General features: G+C 60.0%; 13 protein-coding genes and 1 tRNA gene. All 14 read right to left on the bottom strand.

All coding sequences use genetic code 11. The features are described from left to right. Positions 1-1,148: elongation factor Tu (tuf, locus tag E8F12_RS08655; RefSeq protein WP_280323234.1), on the bottom strand; the 1,148-nt coding region annotated here is incomplete at its 3' end. A 30-nt stretch (positions 1,149-1,178) separates the two neighbouring features. Beyond that, a complete protein-coding gene (fusA, locus tag E8F12_RS08650; RefSeq protein WP_280324831.1) occupies positions 1,179-3,299 on the bottom strand; it encodes an elongation factor G in 2,121 nt (706 codons plus the stop codon). A gap of 18 nt (positions 3,300-3,317) precedes the next feature. Further along, positions 3,318-3,788 (bottom strand): 30S ribosomal protein S7, encoded by a 471-nt coding sequence (gene rpsG, locus E8F12_RS08645; RefSeq protein ID WP_280324830.1) that lies wholly within the window; start codon positions 3,786-3,788, stop codon positions 3,318-3,320. 111 nt (positions 3,789-3,899) lie between these two features. Next, positions 3,900-4,271 carry a 30S ribosomal protein S12 gene (rpsL, locus tag E8F12_RS08640; protein WP_003448708.1) on the bottom strand — a complete coding sequence of 124 codons (372 nt, stop codon included), beginning with the start codon at positions 4,269-4,271 and terminating at the stop codon, positions 3,900-3,902. Positions 4,272-4,416: 145 nt separating this feature from the next. Further along, positions 4,417-8,622, bottom strand: coding sequence for a DNA-directed RNA polymerase subunit beta' (gene rpoC, locus E8F12_RS08635; protein WP_280324829.1), 4,206 nt, complete (start codon positions 8,620-8,622; stop codon positions 4,417-4,419). Positions 8,623-8,689: 67 nt separating this feature from the next. After that, entirely contained in the window at positions 8,690-12,763 is a 4,074-nt protein-coding gene (rpoB, locus tag E8F12_RS08630; RefSeq protein WP_280324828.1) for a DNA-directed RNA polymerase subunit beta, read from the bottom strand. A gap of 221 nt (positions 12,764-12,984) precedes the next feature. Then, the gene (gene rplL / locus E8F12_RS08625; protein ID WP_280289195.1) at positions 12,985-13,353 is read right to left on the bottom strand and encodes a 50S ribosomal protein L7/L12; all 369 of its coding nucleotides are present in this window, start codon (positions 13,351-13,353) and stop codon (positions 12,985-12,987) included. An 81-nt stretch (positions 13,354-13,434) separates the two neighbouring features. After that, on the bottom strand, positions 13,435-13,935 hold the full coding sequence (rplJ, locus tag E8F12_RS08620) for a 50S ribosomal protein L10 (protein WP_280324827.1): 501 nt from the start codon (positions 13,933-13,935) through the stop codon (positions 13,435-13,437). A gap of 212 nt (positions 13,936-14,147) precedes the next feature. Then, positions 14,148-14,843 (bottom strand): 50S ribosomal protein L1, encoded by a 696-nt coding sequence (gene rplA / locus E8F12_RS08615; RefSeq protein WP_280324826.1) that lies wholly within the window; start codon positions 14,841-14,843, stop codon positions 14,148-14,150. After that, the gene (gene rplK, locus E8F12_RS08610) at positions 14,843-15,274 is read right to left on the bottom strand and encodes a 50S ribosomal protein L11 (protein WP_028630536.1); all 432 of its coding nucleotides are present in this window, start codon (positions 15,272-15,274) and stop codon (positions 14,843-14,845) included. Before rplK ends, rplA begins: the two co-directional genes overlap by 1 nt. Positions 15,275-15,390: 116 nt before the next feature. Further along, entirely contained in the window at positions 15,391-15,924 is a 534-nt protein-coding gene (gene nusG, locus E8F12_RS08605) for a transcription termination/antitermination protein NusG (RefSeq protein WP_044870889.1), read from the bottom strand. Positions 15,925-15,934: 10 nt separating this feature from the next. Next, positions 15,935-16,303 (bottom strand): preprotein translocase subunit SecE, encoded by a 369-nt coding sequence (gene secE / locus E8F12_RS08600; protein WP_280289197.1) that lies wholly within the window; start codon positions 16,301-16,303, stop codon positions 15,935-15,937. Positions 16,304-16,350: 47 nt separating this feature from the next. After that, positions 16,351-16,426: transfer RNA gene (locus E8F12_RS08595), tRNA-Trp, on the bottom strand. Positions 16,427-16,479: 53 nt separating this feature from the next. Beyond that, positions 16,480-17,655: elongation factor Tu (gene tuf, locus E8F12_RS08590; RefSeq protein ID WP_280324633.1), on the bottom strand; the 1,176-nt coding region annotated here is incomplete at its 5' end.

The following is a 17,655-nucleotide window of genomic DNA, read 5'->3' as shown; positions in this document are numbered from 1 at the left end:
CCTTCGCGAATCGCGAAGCGCAGACCGTCTTCCATGGCGATCGGAGCGATCAGGGTGACAACCATCTTGATGTTGTCGCCCGGCATTACCATCTCAACGCCTTCCGGCAGTTCGCAGTTACCGGTCACGTCAGTGGTACGGAAGTAGAACTGCGGACGGTAGCCCTTGAAGAACGGGGTGTGACGACCACCCTCTTCCTTGGACAGCACGTACACTTCGCACTCGAACTTGGTGTGCGGCTTGATGGTGCCCGGCTTGGCCAGAACCTGACCACGCTCGACGTCGTCACGCTTGGTGCCGCGCAGCAGGACGCCAACGTTCTCACCAGCACGACCTTCGTCGAGCAGCTTGCGGAACATTTCCACGCCGGTGCAGGTGGTCTTGGTGGTCGCACGAATGCCGACGATCTCGACTTCTTCCTGAACCTTGACGATGCCACGCTCAACACGACCGGTAACCACGGTGCCGCGGCCGGAAATGGAGAACACGTCTTCGATCGGCAGCAGGAACGGCTGGTCGATGGCACGCACCGGCTCCGGAATGTAGGAGTCCAGGGTTTCAACCAGCTTACGAACGGCGGAAACGCCGATTTCGTTGTCGTCCTTGCCTTCCAGGGCCATCAGAGCGGAACCGATGATGATCGGAGTGTCGTCGCCCGGGAAGTCGTAGGTGTTCAGCAGGTCGCGAACTTCCATCTCGACCAGTTCCAGCAGCTCAGCGTCGTCAACCATGTCGGCCTTGTTCAGGAACACGACAATGTAAGGAACGCCTACCTGACGGGACAGCAGGATGTGCTCACGGGTCTGCGGCATGGGGCCGTCAGCAGCGGAGCAAACCAGGATCGCGCCGTCCATCTGGGCAGCACCGGTGATCATGTTTTTCACGTAGTCAGCGTGACCAGGGCAGTCAACGTGAGCGTAGTGACGAATGGCGGAATCGTACTCAACGTGGGAGGTGTTGATGGTGATACCGCGAGCCTTCTCTTCCGGCGCGTTGTCGATCTGGTCGAACGCACGAGCGGAGCCACCCCAGGTCTCGGAGCAGACCTTGGTCAGAGCAGCAGTCAGAGTGGTCTTGCCATGGTCAACGTGACCGATGGTGCCAACGTTGACGTGCGGTTTGTTACGTTCAAATTTTTCTTTAGCCACGACAGTAAACCTCTTACTTAAAGGGCTGAATCAACCTTGTTTTTTAACCAGTGCTTCGACGACATTCGACGGAGCTTCGGCGTATTTGGAGAATTCCATGGAGTAGCTTGCGCGACCCTGGGACATGGAGCGGACGTCGGTCGCATAACCGAACATCTCGCCCAGCGGAACCTCGGCACGAATAACCTTACCGGAAACGCTGTCTTCCATCCCCTGAATCAGACCACGACGACGGTTCAGGTCACCCATCACGTCACCCATGTAGTCTTCAGGAGTCACCACCTCTACCTTCATGATCGGCTCAAGCACCTTACCGCCGCCCTTCTGGGCCAGCTGCTTGGTCGCCATGGAGGCAGCGATCTTGAACGCCATTTCGTTGGAGTCAACGTCATGGTACGAACCGTCGAAGACGACAGCCTTCAGGCCGAGCAGCGGATAGCCGGCAACAACACCGTTCTTCATCTGCTCTTCGATGCCCTTCTGGATCGCCGGGATGTATTCCTTCGGAATCACACCACCCACGACTTCGTTGGTGAACACCAGACCTTCAGTGATGTTGCCCTTCTCGTCCACGTCAGCAGCCGAGAAACGGATCCAGCAGTGACCGAACTGACCACGACCACCGGACTGACGAACGAATTTGCCTTCGATCTCGACATTGTCCTTGGAGATGGTTTCGCGGTAGGCGACCTGAGGCTTGCCGATATTGGCTTCAACGCCGAATTCACGCTTCATGCGGTCGACGATGATGTCCAGGTGCAGCTCACCCATGCCGGAGATGATGGTCTGACCGGTCTCTTCGTCGGTCTTGACGCGGAACGACGGGTCTTCCTGGGCCAGTTTGCCGAGGGCGATGCCCATCTTCTCCTGGTCAGCCTTGGTCTTCGGCTCGACAGCTACCGAAATTACCGGCTCCGGGAAGTCCATACGCTCGAGGATGATCGGCTTTTCCAGATCGCACAGGGTGTCACCAGTGGTGACGTCCTTCATGCCGATCAGGGCGGCGATGTCACCAGCGCGGCATTCCTTGATCTCTTCACGCTGGTTGGCGTGCATCTGCACCATCCGACCTACGCGCTCTTTCTTGCCTTTTACCGAGTTCAGTACGGAGTCGCCGGAAGCCAGGACGCCGGAGTAAACGCGAGCGAAGGTCAGAGTACCGACGAAGGGGTCGGTAGCGATCTTGAACGCCAGAGCGGAGAAAGGCTCGCTATCGTCTGCACGACGCTCGTCGACGATCTCCTCGTTATCCGGGTTGGTACCCTGGATCGGCGGGATCTCGGTCGGAGCCGGCAGGAAGTCGATCACGGCGTCGAGAACCAGGGGCACGCCCTTGTTCTTGAAGGACGAACCGCAAACGGCCGGAACGATTTCGCTGGCGAGGGTACGAGCGCGCAGACCGGCCTTGATTTCCTCGACGGTCAGCTCACCCTCTTCCAGGTACTTGTTCATGAGCTCTTCGTTGGCTTCGGCTGCAGCCTCGACCATGTTGGAGCGCCATTCTTCAGCCAGGCCCAGAAGCTCGGCAGGGATCTCCTCCTCACGGTAGGTAGTACCCTTGTCGTCTTCGTTCCAGTAGATCGCCTTCATCTTGATCAGGTCGATCTGGCCCTGGAAGTCGTCTTCAGCACCGATAGCCAGCTGAACCGGGACCGGGGTGTGACCCAGACGGTTCTTGATCTGACCGACTACGCGCAGGAAGTTGGCACCGGCACGGTCCATCTTGTTCACGTAGACGATACGCGGCACGCCGTACTTGTTGGCTTGACGCCATACGGTCTCGGACTGCGGCTCGACACCGGAAGTACCGCAGAACACAACGACCGCACCGTCGAGAACGCGCAGCGAGCGCTCTACTTCAATGGTGAAGTCCACGTGACCGGGGGTGTCGATCACGTTGACGCGGTAGTTGTCGAACTGGCCACGGGAACCCTTCCAGAAGGTAGTCACGGCAGCGGAGGTAATGGTAATACCACGCTCCTGCTCCTGAACCATCCAGTCGGTAGTGGCGGCGCCGTCGTGCACCTCACCCATTTTGTGGCTGAGACCTGTGTAGAACAGGATCCGCTCCGTAGTGGTGGTCTTACCGGCGTCTACGTGGGCGCAGATACCGATGTTACGGTAGCGGTTGATAGGGGTTGTACGAGCCACGAAAAAATCCTCGCTAGATTAGAAGCGATAATGCGAGAAGGCCTTGTTGGCCTCTGCCATGCGGTGCACGTCTTCACGCTTCTTGACAGCAGCGCCTTTGCCATCGAAGGCATCCAGCAGCTCGCCGGCGAGACGCAGGGCCATGGATTTTTCACCACGCTTGCGCGCGGACTCAACCAGCCAGCGCATGGCCAGCGCATTACGACGGGACGGACGAACTTCGACCGGAACCTGGTAAGTGGCACCGCCTACACGGCGGGACTTGACTTCGACCAGCGGAGCGATGGCGTCGAGAGCTTTCTCGAAGATCTCCAGGGGATCGGTGTTCTTGCGTGCTTTGACGGTATCCAGGGCACCGTAAACGATGCGCTCGGCTACGGCCTTCTTGCCGCTTTCCATCACGTGGTTCATGAACTTGGCGAGAATCAGGCTTCCGTATTTCGGATCGTCCAGAATCTCACGCTTGGCTGCTACACGACGTCTTGGCATTGATAAGCCCTCAAACGGTCTTCAGGTTAGCCCGGGACCATAACCATTCGGTTACGCCCGACCTTACTCTTATCGACTCAATGAATATTGAAAAAACTGTTAAGCACCGAATTACTTCGGACGCTTGGTACCGTACTTGGAACGACCCTGCTTACGGTCTTTAACGCCGGTGGTATCCAGCGAACCGCGCACGGTGTGGTAACGCACACCCGGAAGGTCCTTTACACGACCGCCACGGATCAGCACTACGCTGTGCTCCTGCAGGTTGTGACCTTCACCACCGATGTACGAAGTCACTTCGTAGCCGTTGGTCAGACGAACACGGCACACCTTACGCAGTGCGGAGTTCGGTTTCTTCGGCGTGGTGGTGTAGACGCGGGTGCATACGCCACGACGCTGCGGGCAGTTCTGCAGCGCAGGTACGTCGGATTTCTCGACGATACGGCTGCGCGGCTTACGCACCAGCTGGTTGATAGTTGCCATCTATAGCTCCACTGTTGTCTTTCGACATAAACAAAATGACAGAGCGAAGCGCTCTGCCAAATTTAGGGGTGCATGAGTCTAAAGAGACTCATAGCCCCCGTCAAGGCAAAGCCCCCGCCGGCCAGCGGCCGCCGGGGGTTCGCACTCAATTGCTGCTGGAGTTCAGCGCTTCGGTCAGCGCTGCTTCCACTTCGCTCGCGCTGACGCGGACCGGCTTGCCGGCTTCGCGCTGCCGCTTGCGCTCGCTGTGGTAGGCCAGGCCGGTACCGGCCGGGATCAGACGACCCACCACCACGTTTTCCTTCAGGCCGCGCAGGTAGTCGCGCTTGCCGGTAACCGCCGCCTCGGTGAGGACGCGGGTGGTTTCCTGGAAGGACGCCGCGGAGATGAACGACTCGGTCGACAGCGAGGCCTTGGTAATACCCAGCAGGACGCGCTCGTACTTGGCGATGAAGCGGTCTTCAGTCGCCAGACGCTCGTTCTCTTCCAGCACCTGGGTCAGTTCCATCTGGTCGCCCTTGATGAAGCTGGAGTCACCCGACTCGGCGATCTCGACCTTGCGCAGCATCTGACGCAGGATGGTCTCGATGTGCTTGTCGTTGATCTTCACGCCCTGCAGGCGGTACACGTCCTGGATCTCGTTGACGATGTACTTGGCCAGCGCGCTGACACCCAGCAGGCGCAGGATGTCGTGCGGGTTGCTCGGGCCGTCGGAGATGACTTCGCCACGGTTCACCTGTTCGCCTTCGAACACGTTCAGGTGACGCCACTTCGGAATCAGCTCCTCGTACGGATCGCTGCCATCGTTCGGAGTGATGACCAGACGGCGCTTGCCTTTGGTCTCCTTGCCGAAGGAGATGGTGCCGCTGATCTCCGCCAGGATGGACGGCTCTTTCGGACGACGCGCTTCGAAGAGGTCCGCAACACGTGGCAGACCACCGGTGATGTCGCGAGTCTTCGAGGTTTCCTGGGGGATACGGGCGATAACGTCACCCACACCCACCTGGGCACCGTCGGCCACACCAACCAGGGCGTTCGCCGGCAGGAAGTACTGGGCGGGAACGTCGGTACCCGGCAGCAGCAGCTCCTTGCCATTGGCGTCGACCAGCTTGACGGCCGGACGGATGTCCTTGCCGGCTGCCGGACGATCCTTCGGATCCAGAACCTCGATGTTGGTCAGGCCGGTCAATTCGTCGGTCTGACGCTTGATGGTGATGCCCTCCTCCATGCCGACGAAGGTCACGGTACCCTTCATTTCGGTCACGATCGGGTGGGTGTGCGGGTCCCACTTGGCGACGATTGCGCCCGGGTCGACCTTGTCGCCTTCCTTCACCGAAATAACGGCACCGTATGGCAGTTTGTAGCGCTCACGCTCACGACCGAAGTCGTCAGCCACGGCCAGCTCGCCGGAACGGGATACCGCCACGAGGTTGCCGTCGACACGCTCGACATGTTTCAGGTTGTGCAGGCGGATGGTGCCGCCGTTCTTCACCTGGACGTTGTCGGCAGCCGACGTACGGCTTGCAGCACCACCGATGTGGAAGGTACGCATGGTCAGCTGGGTACCCGGCTCACCGATGGACTGGGCGGCGATTACACCGACCGCTTCACCGATGTTCACCTGGTGACCACGGGCCAGGTCGCGGCCGTAGCACTTGGCGCAAATGCCGTAGCGGGTTTCGCAGGTGATCGGCGAACGCACCACCACTTCGTCGACGCTCATGCGCTCGATGAACTCGACCCACTTCTCGTCGATCAGGCTGCCGGCGGGAACGATCACTTCGCTGTCGTCGCTGCCCGGCTTGAACACGTCGCGGGCGATGACACGGCCCAGTACGCGCTCACCCAGGGGCTCGACCACGTCGCCACCTTCGATGTGCGGAGTCATCAGCAGGCCATGTTCGGTGCCGCAGTCGACCTCGGTCACTACCAAGTCCTGGGCCACGTCGACGAGACGACGGGTCAGGTAACCGGAGTTCGCAGTCTTCAGTGCGGTATCCGCCAGACCTTTACGAGCACCGTGAGTGGAGATGAAGTACTGGAGTACGTTCAGGCCTTCACGGAAGTTCGCGGTGATGGGGGTCTCGATGATGGAGCCGTCCGGCTTGGCCATCAGGCCGCGCATACCGGCCAACTGACGGATCTGGGCCGCGGAACCCCGCGCACCGGAGTCCGCCATCATGTACATGGAGTTGAAGGACTCCTGGTCGACTTCCTTGCCTTCGCGGTCGATGACCTTCTCTTTCGAGAGGTTGGCCATCATCGCCTTGGACACTTCGTCGTTGGCCTTGGACCAGAGGTCGATCACCTTGTTGTACTTCTCGCCCTGGGTTACCAGGCCGGAGGCGTACTGGGATTCGATCTCCTTCACTTCCTCGGTGGCGGCATCGATGATGCGAGCCTTCTCGTCCGGGATCACGAAGTCGTTCACGCCGATGGAGACACCGGAAATGGTCGAGTAGGCGAAACCGGTGTACATCAGCTGGTCGGCGAAGATGACGGTGTCCTTCAGACCCACCACGCGGTAGCACTGGTTGATCAGCTTGGAGATCGCCTTCTTCTTCATCGGCTGGTTGACCACGTCGAAGGACAGGCCGGCCGGGACCACCTGGAACAGCAGCGCACGACCGACAGTGGTGTCGACGATGCGGGTGTTCTTGGTGATGCCGCCATCCTTGTCCTTGACGGTCTCGTTGATCCGTACTTTCACGCGGGCGTGCAGGGACGCCTCGCCGGCGCGGAACACCCGGTCGACTTCCTGCAAGTCAGCGAACACGCGGCCTTCGCCCTTGGCGTTAACGGCGTCGCGAGTCATGTAGTACAGACCCAGTACCACGTCCTGCGACGGCACGATGATCGGCTCGCCGTTGGCGGGGGACAGGATGTTGTTGGTGGACATCATCAGCGCGCGCGCTTCCAGCTGGGCCTCGAGGGTCAGCGGGACGTGAACGGCCATCTGGTCACCGTCGAAGTCGGCGTTGTACGCCGCGCAGACCAGCGGGTGCAGCTGGATCGCCTTGCCTTCGATGAGCACCGGCTCGAACGCCTGGATACCCAGACGGTGGAGGGTCGGTGCACGGTTCAGCAGTACGGGGTGTTCGCGGATGACTTCGGCGAGAACGTCCCAGACCTCGGGCAGTTCGCGCTCGACCATCTTCTTGGCCGCCTTGATGGTGGTGGCCATGCCGCGAGCTTCGAGCTTGCCGAAAATGAACGGCTTGAACAGCTCAAGGGCCATCTTCTTCGGCAGACCGCACTGGTGCAGGCGCAGGGTCGGGCCCACGGTGATCACGGAACGACCGGAGTAGTCCACGCGCTTACCGAGCAGGTTCTGACGGAAGCGACCTTGCTTGCCCTTGATCATGTCGGCCAGGGACTTCAGCGGGCGCTTGTTCGAGCCAGTGATGGCACGGCCGCGACGGCCGTTGTCCAGCAGGGCGTCGACAGCTTCCTGCAGCATGCGCTTCTCGTTGCGCACGATGATGTCCGGAGCAGCCAGGTCGAGCAGGCGCTTCAGGCGGTTGTTGCGGTTGATGACGCGACGATACAGATCGTTCAGGTCGGAGGTCGCAAAGCGACCGCCGTCCAGCGGAACCAGCGGACGCAGGTCCGGCGGCAGCACCGGCAGGACGGTCAGCACCATCCACTCGGGGTGGTTGCCGGAGTCCTTGAAGGCTTCCATCAGCTTCAGGCGCTTGGACAGCTTCTTGATCTTGGTTTCCGAGTTGGTCTGCGGGATTTCCTCACGCAGGCGGCCGATCTCGTGTTCCAGATCGATGGCGTTGAGCAGCTCGCGAACCGCCTCGGCGCCCATGCGCGCATCGAAGTCGTCACCGAACTCTTCGAGGGCTTCGAAGTACTGCTCGTCGTTCAGCAGCTGGCCCTTCTCCAGGGTGGTCATGCCCGGGTCGATCACCACGTAGCTCTCGAAATAGAGCACGCGTTCGATGTCACGCAGGGTCATGTCCAGCAGCAGGCCGATACGGGACGGCAGGGACTTCAGGAACCAGATGTGGGCGACCGGCGAAGCCAACTCAATGTGGCCCATGCGCTCGCGGCGCACCTTGGCCAGGGCGACTTCAACGCCGCACTTCTCGCAGATCACACCGCGGTGTTTCAGGCGCTTGTACTTACCGCACAGGCACTCATAGTCCTTCACCGGGCCGAAGATCTTGGCGCAGAACAGGCCATCGCGCTCCGGCTTGAAGGTACGGTAGTTGATGGTCTCCGGCTTTTTCACTTCACCGAAGGACCAGGAACGGATCATCTCGGGCGAGGCCAGACCAATACGGATGGCATCGAACTCTTCGATTTGACCCTGGTTTTTCAACAGATTCAGCAAGTCTTTCAAGGCCTTTCCTCCTCACGGACCCGCTACGACCAGCCTTGACCAGCCGTAGCGTTTTGGGCGTCGCGTGTTATTCGGTTTCCAGTTCGATGTCGATGCCGAGCGAACGGATCTCTTTGATCAACACGTTGAAGGACTCGGGCATGCCGGCCTCCATGCGGTGATCGCCGTCCACGATGTTCTTGTACATCTTGGTCCGGCCGTTCACGTCGTCCGACTTCACGGTCAGCATTTCCTGCAGGGTGTAGGCGGCGCCATAGGCTTCCAGTGCCCAGACCTCCATCTCCCCGAAACGCTGGCCACCGAACTGCGCCTTACCACCCAGCGGCTGCTGGGTAACCAGGCTGTAGGAGCCGGTGGAACGTGCGTGCATCTTGTCGTCGACCAGGTGGTTCAGCTTGAGCATGTACATGTAGCCGACGGTGGTCGGACGCTCGAACATGTTCCCGGTACGACCGTCGAACAGGCGCATCTGGCCGCTCTCCGGCAGGTCAGCGAGCTTCAGCATGGCCTTGATCTCGCTTTCCTTGGCACCGTCGAACACCGGGGTCGCCATCGGAACGCCAGCGCGCAGGTTCTTCGCCAGGTCCAGGATTTCCTGGTCGCCCAGTTCGTCCAGGCTTTCCTGACGGCCACCGATCTCGTTGTAGATCTCGTGGAGGAACTTGCGCAGTTCGGCGATCTTGCGCTGCTCTTCGAGCATGCGGTTGATCTTCTCGCCCAGGCCCTTGGCCGCGAGGCCCAGGTGGGTTTCGAGGATCTGACCGACGTTCATACGAGAAGGTACGCCCAGCGGGTTCAGGACGATGTCGACCGGGGTGCCATTGGCGTCGTGCGGCATGTCTTCGACCGGCATGATCACGGAGACCACACCCTTGTTACCGTGACGGCCCGCCATCTTGTCGCCCGGCTGAATGCGGCGCTTGATGGCCAGGTAGACCTTGACGATCTTCAGCACGCCCGGAGCCAGGTCGTCGCCTTGCTGCAGCTTGCGCTTCTTGTCTTCGAACTTGTCGTCCAGCATCTGGCGACGGTCAGACAGATAGGCCTGGGCCTTTTCCAGCTGCTCGTTCAGGGCGTCTTCGGACATGCGCAGCTTGAACCACTGGCCGCGCTCGAGACCGTCGAGGTACTCGTGGGTGATCTCGGTGCCCTTCTTCACGCCGGCGCCACCTTCAGCGACCTGGCCGACCAGGGCGGAACGCAGACGCTCGAAGGTCGCGCCTTCGACGATGCGGAACTCTTCGTTGAGGTCCTTGCGGATCTCGTCCAGCTGCATCTTCTCGATCGACAGCGCGCGGCTGTCGCGCTCCACGCCGTCGCGGGTGAAGACCTGCACGTCGATGACGGTGCCCTTGGTGCCGGTCGGCACGCGCAGGGAGGTGTCCTTCACGTCGGACGCCTTCTCACCGAAGATCGCGCGCAGCAGCTTCTCTTCCGGAGTCAGCTGGGTCTCGCCTTTCGGGGTGACCTTGCCTACCAGGATGTCGCCGGCCTGGACTTCGGCGCCGACGTAGACGATGCCCGCCTCGTCCAGCTTGTTCAGCGCGGCCTCACCCACGTTCGGGATGTCCGCGGTGATCTCTTCTGGGCCGAGCTTGGTGTCACGCGCCACACAGGTCAGTTCCTGGATGTGGATGGTGGTGAAGCGGTCTTCCTGGACCACGCGCTCGGACAGGCAGATGGAGTCTTCGAAGTTGAAGCCGTTCCAGGGCATGAACGCGACGCGCATGTTCTGACCCAGGGCCAGCTCGCCCATGTCGGTGGACGGACCATCGGCCAGGATATCGGCGCGAGCGACCACGTCACCCTTCTGCACCAGCGGACGCTGGTTGATGCAGGTGTTCTGGTTCGAACGGGTGTACTTCGTCAGGTTGTAGATGTCGACGCCGGCTTCACCGGTCTCGACTTCGTCGTCGTTGACACGAACCACGATACGGCTGGCATCGACCGAGTCGATCACGCCGCCACGGCGGGCCACGACGCAAACGCCGGAGTCGCGCGCAACGTTGCGTTCCATGCCGGTACCGACCAGAGGCTTGTCGGCACGCAGGGTCGGCACAGCCTGACGCTGCATGTTCGAACCCATGAGTGCACGGTTGGCGTCGTCGTGCTCGAGGAACGGAATCAGCGAGGCAGCGACGGAAACGACCTGCTTCGGCGACACGTCCATCAGGGTCACGTCTTCCGGCGCCTTGACGGTGAATTCGTTCAGGTGACGTACGGCTACCAGCTCGTCAACCAGCTGACCCTGCTCGTTCATGGTGGCCGAGGCCTGGGCGATGACGTGGTCGGCCTCTTCGATAGCGGAGAGGAACACGATCTCGTCGGTCACCTGGGTGCCGTTGACAACGCGGTACGGGCTTTCCAGGAAGCCGTACTGGTTGGTGCGGGCATAGGTCGCCAGGGAGTTGATCAGACCGATGTTCGGACCTTCAGGGGTTTCGATCGGGCACACGCGGCCGTAATGGGTCGGGTGTACGTCACGAACCTCGAAGCCTGCGCGCTCACGGGTCAGACCGCCTGGGCCGAGTGCAGAAACGCGGCGCTTGTGGGTGATCTCGGAGAGCGGGTTGTTCTGGTCCATGAACTGCGACAGCTGGCTGGAACCGAAGAACTCCTTGATCGCGGCAGCCACCGGCTTGGCGTTGATCAGGTCCTGCGGCATCAGGCCTTCGCTTTCGGCCATGGACAGACGTTCCTTGACCGCGCGCTCTACACGCACCAGGCCCACGCGGAACTGGTTCTCGGCCATCTCGCCGACGCAACGGACACGGCGGTTACCCAGGTGGTCGATGTCGTCGACGATACCCTTGCCGTTACGGATGTCGACCAGGGTCTTGAGGACGTCGACGATGTCTTCCTTGCTCAGCACACCGGAGCCTTCGATCTCGGAACGACCGATGCGGCGGTTGAACTTCATGCGGCCAACGGCGGACAGGTCGTAACGCTCGGCGCTGAAGAACAGGTTGTTGAACAGGGTCTCGGCGGCTTCCTTGGTCGGCGGCTCGCCCGGGCGCATCATGCGGTAGATCTCGACCAGGGCTTCCAGTTGGTTGCCGGTGGAATCGATCTTCAGGGTGTCCGAAATGAACGGACCGCAGTCGATGTCGTTGGTGTACAGGGTCTCGATGCGGACTACCTGGGCCTTGGCGATCTTCACCAGCAGGTCGGTGGTCAGCTCGGTATTGCACTCGGCGATGATCTCACCAGTGGCCGGATGCACGATGGCCTTGGCCGAGGTGCGACCAAGGACGTAGTCCATCGGGACTTCCAGTTCCTTGATACCGGCTTTTTCCAACTGGTTGATATGTCGGGCAGTGATACGACGGCCCTGTTCCACGATCACCTTGCCGTTCTCGTCCTTGATGTCGAACACGGCGATTTCGCCGCGCAGACGTTGCGGGACCAACTCCAGGTGCAGGCCTTCGCCCTTCACATGGAAGACGTTGGTGGCGTAGAAGGCGTTCAGCACTTCTTCAGTGGTGTAGTTCAGTGCGCGCAGCAGGACGGTAGCCGGCAGCTTGCGGCGACGGTCGATACGCACGAACACGCAGTCCTTCGGATCGAACTCGAAGTCCAGCCAGGAACCGCGGTAGGGAATGATGCGAGCGGAGTACAGCAGCTTGCCCGAGCTGTGGGTCTTGCCACGGTCGTGGTCGAAGAACACGCCCGGGGAGCGGTGCAGCTGGGACACGATGACGCGCTCGGTACCGTTGATGATGAAGGTACCGTTCTCGGTCATCAGGGGGATTTCCCCCATGTAGACTTCCTGCTCCTTGATGTCCTTGATCGCTTTGTTCGACGACTCTTTGTCGAAGATGATCAGACGGACTTTTACCCGCAGCGGCACGGCGAAGGTCACGCCACGCAGCACGCATTCCTTGACATCGAAGGCCGGCTCGCCCAGGCGATAACCGACGTATTCCAGGGCGGCGTTGCCGGAATAGCTGATGATCGGGAAAACAGACTTGAAGGCCGCGTGCAGGCCGATGTCACGGAACTGCTCTTTGCTGACTCCCGCCTGCAGGAATTCGCGATACGAATCCAGCTGGATGGCCAGGAGGTAGGGTACATCCATGACGTCCGGCAACTTGCTAAAGTCTTTGCGGATACGTTTTTTCTCAGTGTATGAGTAAGCCATCAGCGTTCCCCAGCTTGGTCACCTGCTTGTTTGGCCCCTCCGACGGGAGTAGCCAGAAAATCTTGCAGACCCCTTGGTCTGCTCCGCCTCCCAGTGGAGGTCGGGTCACGTTCGAGGTGGCGTACGGAGACAACCACCTAGAACGGAAAAAGGCCGGTGGCATTAGCCACCAGCCGTCAGCCTTGCGCGGAGCGCACCGGCTGTAGACGCAAGGTCGTCGCTTACTTGAGCTCGACTTTGGCGCCAGCTTCTTCCAGAGCTTTCTTGGCAGCTTCGGCCTCTTCTTTCGAAGCGCCTTCCTTGACCACGCCCGGGGCGCCGTCAACAACTGCCTTGGCTTCTTTCAGACCCAGACCGGTCAGTTCGCGAACGACCTTGATCACGTTCACTTTCTTCTCGCCGGCTTCGGTCAGGATGATGTTGAACTCGGTTTGTTCTTCAACGACAGCAGCGGCAGCAGCCGGGCCAGCGGCAGCGGCGGCAGCAGCGGTAACACCGAACTTCTCTTCCATCGCCTTGATCAGTTCAACGATCTGCATGACGGACATTTCGGATACGGCGTTGATGATGTCTTCGTTGGTCAGAGCCATGACTCTAATTCCTGTATTGGTGGACAGCCTTCGCGGCCATCAAAATTAAAAGTTTTCGTGAAAGTGACTATGCGGCCTGGATCAGGCAGCAGCGCCTTCTTTCTGGTCGCGAATGGCCGCCAGAGTACGAGCCAGCTTGCTGGTAGCGCCTTGAATAACGCTCATCAGCTGTGCAACGGCTTCGTTGTAGGTCGGCAGGGTCGCCAGTACGTCGATCTGATTGGCTGCGAGGAACTGGCCCTCGAATGCAGCGGCCTTGATCTCGAACTTGTCCTGACCCTTCGAGAACTCCTTGAAGATACGGGCAGCAGCGCCCGGATGTTCGTTGGAGAACGCAATCAGGGTCGGGCCTTTGAACACGTCGTTGAGCACTTCGAACTGAGTGCCGGCAACGGCGCGGCGAGCCAGGGTGTTACGTACTACGCGCACGTATACACCAGCCTCGCGGGCCTCTTTACGGAGTCCGGTCATAGCGGCTACGGTCACGCCACGGGCATCAGCCACGACAGCGGACAGGCCAGCTTTGGCAGCCTCGTTGACTTCAGCGACGATGGCCTTCTTGTCTTCGAGTCTAATTGCCACGGGTCTAACTCCTGGATGTTACCGTTTCGTCCAGCCAAGGCCGGACGGCGTTTTGGTGTCTGATTCGGTAAACGAATCGGGAGCACCATCTGCGTAGGCTCGGAAATCGCTTTCCAGTTTGAGGCTTGCGCCGCCTACGGTCTTGGATAGCCCCCGCCAGGCAGGGACCCCAATACCTGGCGCGACGGACGAGTCCATCGCGCATTTATCACTTAGCCTTCGAGGGAAGCCTGATCGATCTGCAGACCCGGGCCCATGGTGGTGCTCAGGGTCACGCGCTTCAGGTACACACCCTTGGAGGTGGACGGCTTCAGACGCTTCAGGTCAGCCAGCAGAGCTTCTACGTTCTGCTTCAGCTTGATCGGCTCGAAGTCGACCTTGCCGACGGAGGCGTGAATGATGCCGTTCTTGTCGGTACGGAAACGCACCTGACCAGCCTTGGCGTTCTTCACGGCGGTAGCCACATCCGGAGTCACGGTACCGACCTTCGGGTTCGGCATCAGGCCGCGCGGACCGAGGATCTGGCCCAGCTGACCGACGACACGCATCGCGTCCGGGGAAGCGATGACCACGTCGTAGCTCAGGTCGCCGCCCTTCATCTCGGCAGCCAGCTCATCCATACCAACGCGATCGGCGCCAGCAGCCAGGGCAGCTTCAGCGCCCGGACCCTGGGTGAACACGGCAACGCGGACGCTCTTGCCAGTGCCGTTCGGCAGAACAGTGGCACCACGAACGACCTGGTCGGATTTACGCGGATCGACGCCCAGGTTGATGGAGACGTCCACAGACTCCTTGAACTTGGAGGTAGCCAGTTCAGCCAGCAGTTTGGCGGCATCTTCGAAAGCGTACTGTTTGCCAGCTTCTACTTTCTCGGCGATTGCCTTTTGGCGCTTGGTCAGCTTAGCCATTACACACCCTCCACGTTCAGGCCCATGCTACGAGCGGAACCGGCGATGCTTCGCACGGCCGCATCCAGGTCAGCTGCAGTCAGATCAGCCTTCTTGGCTTTGGCGATCTCTTCCAGCTGAGCACGGGTAACGGTGCCTACTTTCTGGGTGTTCGGACGCGGAGAACCGCTGGCAATGCCGGCCGCTTTCTTCAGCAGCACGGAAGCCGGGGTGCTCTTGGTTTCGAAAGTGAAGCTGCGGTCGCTGTATACGGTGATGATCACGGGAGTCGGCAGACCCGGCTCGAGGCCTTGGGTACGGGCGTTGAATGCCTTGCAGAATTCCATGATGTTCACGCCGTGCTGACCCAGGGCAGGGCCGACGGGCGGCGACGGGTTGGCCTGAGCGGCCTTCACTTGCAGCTTGATATAAGCTTGAATCTTCTTAGCCATGTATAACTCCAGTTACGGGTTCTAGCGCCCGGAGGCTCCCCGATTGCTTTCGCGTTTATCCCAGTGACGACAAAACCCCGCAACCTATGGCTGCGGGGTTGGGATGCCAATTTCAGTTAAGCCTTCTCGACCTGACTGAACTCCAGCTCTACCGGGGTAGAGCGGCCGAAGATGAGCACGGCCACCTGGATCCGGCTCTTCTCGTAGTTGACCTCTTCGACGACACCATTGAAGTCGGCAAACGGACCATCGATGACACGAACGGTCTCGCCCGGCTCGAACAGGGTCTTCGGCTTCGGCTTGTCCCCGCTATCGGCAACGCGACGCAGGATGGCTTCAGCTTCTTTCTCAGTAATGGGAGCCGGCTTATCGGCAGTACCACCGATAAAGCCCATGACGCGCGGCGTATCCTTGATCAAGTGCCAAGTCGCCTCGCTCATCTCCATCTGAACCAGCACATAGCCGGGGAAGAACTTGCGTTCGCTCTTGCGTTTCTGGCCATTGCGCATCTCCACCACTTCTTCAGTGGGGACCAGAATCTCGCCGAACTCGTCTTCCATGCCGGCCAGCTTGACGCGCTCGATCAGCGAGCGCATGACATGCTTCTCGTAACCCGAGTAAGCATGCACAACGTACCAACGCTTAGCCACGGCGCACCTATTAACCAACAATCAACGAAACAAGCCAGCCGAGCAGGGTATCGACTCCCCACAACAGCAGCGACATTACCAGCACGACAGCCACGACGATCAAAGTGGTCTGGGTGGTTTCCTGACGAGTCGGCCAAACAACCTTGCGAATTTCCGCGCGAGCTTCCTTGGCAAGAACGAAGAAAGCCTGCCCTTTGGAAGTCTGCAGAGCCACGACAGCAGCAACAGCAGCAAGAGCGAGAAGCGCGAGAACGCGATACAGGATCGGCTCAGCAGAGAAGTACTGATTGCCGACCACACCAACAGCAACAAGAGCCACCACAACGACCCACTTCAGAGCGTCGAAGCGTGTTTCTTTGGCTTCAGCCTTGGCATTCATCAGCTAGGATCCTGTGAGAGAAATGCCAGATTCTCATTCTTGGAATCTGGCAGGCCAGGAGGGAATCGAACCCCCAACCTGCGGTTTTGGAGACCGCCGCTCTGCCAATTGAGCTACTGGCCTGTAACAAAGTCAGGCCGACCATTATGCCGGCCTGATACACCAAGATCAACCCGTTATTCGATGATCTTGGCCACAACACCGGCACCGACGGTACGGCCACCTTCGCGAATCGCGAAGCGCAGACCGTCTTCCATGGCGATCGGAGCGATCAGGGTGACAACCATCTTGATGTTGTCGCCCGGCATTACCATCTCAACGCCTTCCGGCAGTTCGCAGTTACCGGTCACGTCAGTGGTACGGAAGTAGAACTGCGGACGGTAGCCCTTGAAGAACGGGGTGTGACGACCACCCTCTTCCTTGGACAGCACGTACACTTCGCACTCGAACTTGGTGTGCGGCTTGATGGTGCCCGGCTTGGCCAGAACCTGACCACGCTCGACGTCGTCACGCTTGGTGCCGCGCAGCAGGACGCCAACGTTCTCACCAGCACGACCTTCGTCGAGCAGCTTGCGGAACATTTCCACGCCGGTGCAGGTGGTCTTGGTGGTCGCACGAATGCCGACGATCTCGACTTCTTCCTGAACCTTGACGATGCCACGCTCAACACGACCGGTAACCACGGTGCCGCGGCCGGAAATGGAGAACACGTCTTCGATCGGCAGCAGGAACGGCTGGTCGATGGCACGCACCGGCTCCGGAATGTAGGAGTCCAGGGTTTCAACCAGCTTACGAACGGCGGAAACGCCGATTTCGTTGTCGTCCTTGCCTTCCAGGGCCATCAGAGCGGAACCGATGATGATCGGAGTGTCGTCGCCCGGGAAGTCGTAGGTGTTCAGCAGGTCGCGAACTTCCATCTCGACCAGTTCCAGCAGCTCAGCGTCGTCAACCATGTCGGCCTTGTTCAGGAACACGACAATGTAAGGAACGCCTACCTGACGGGACAGCAGGATGTGCTCACGGGTCTGCGGCATGGGGCCGTCAGCAGCGGAGCAAACCAGGATCGCGCCGTCCATCTGGGCAGCACCGGTGATCATGTTTTTCACGTAGTCAGCGTGACCAGGGCAGTCAACGTGAGCGTAGTGACGAATGGCGGAATCGTACTCAACGTGGGAGGTGTTGATGGTGATACCGCGAGCCTTCTCTTCCGGCGCGTTGTCGATCTGGTCGAACGCACGAGCGGAGCCACCCCAGGTCTCGGAGCAGACCTTGGTCAGAGCAGCAGTCAGAGTGGTCTTGCCATGGTCAACGTGACCGATGGTGCCAACGTTGACGTGCGGTTTGTTACGTTC

The organism is Pseudomonas sp. BN102, from assembly GCF_029871245.1.
GTDB lineage: Bacteria > Pseudomonadota > Gammaproteobacteria > Pseudomonadales > Pseudomonadaceae > Metapseudomonas.
This window is presented reverse-complemented; position numbering and strand designations above follow the sequence as displayed.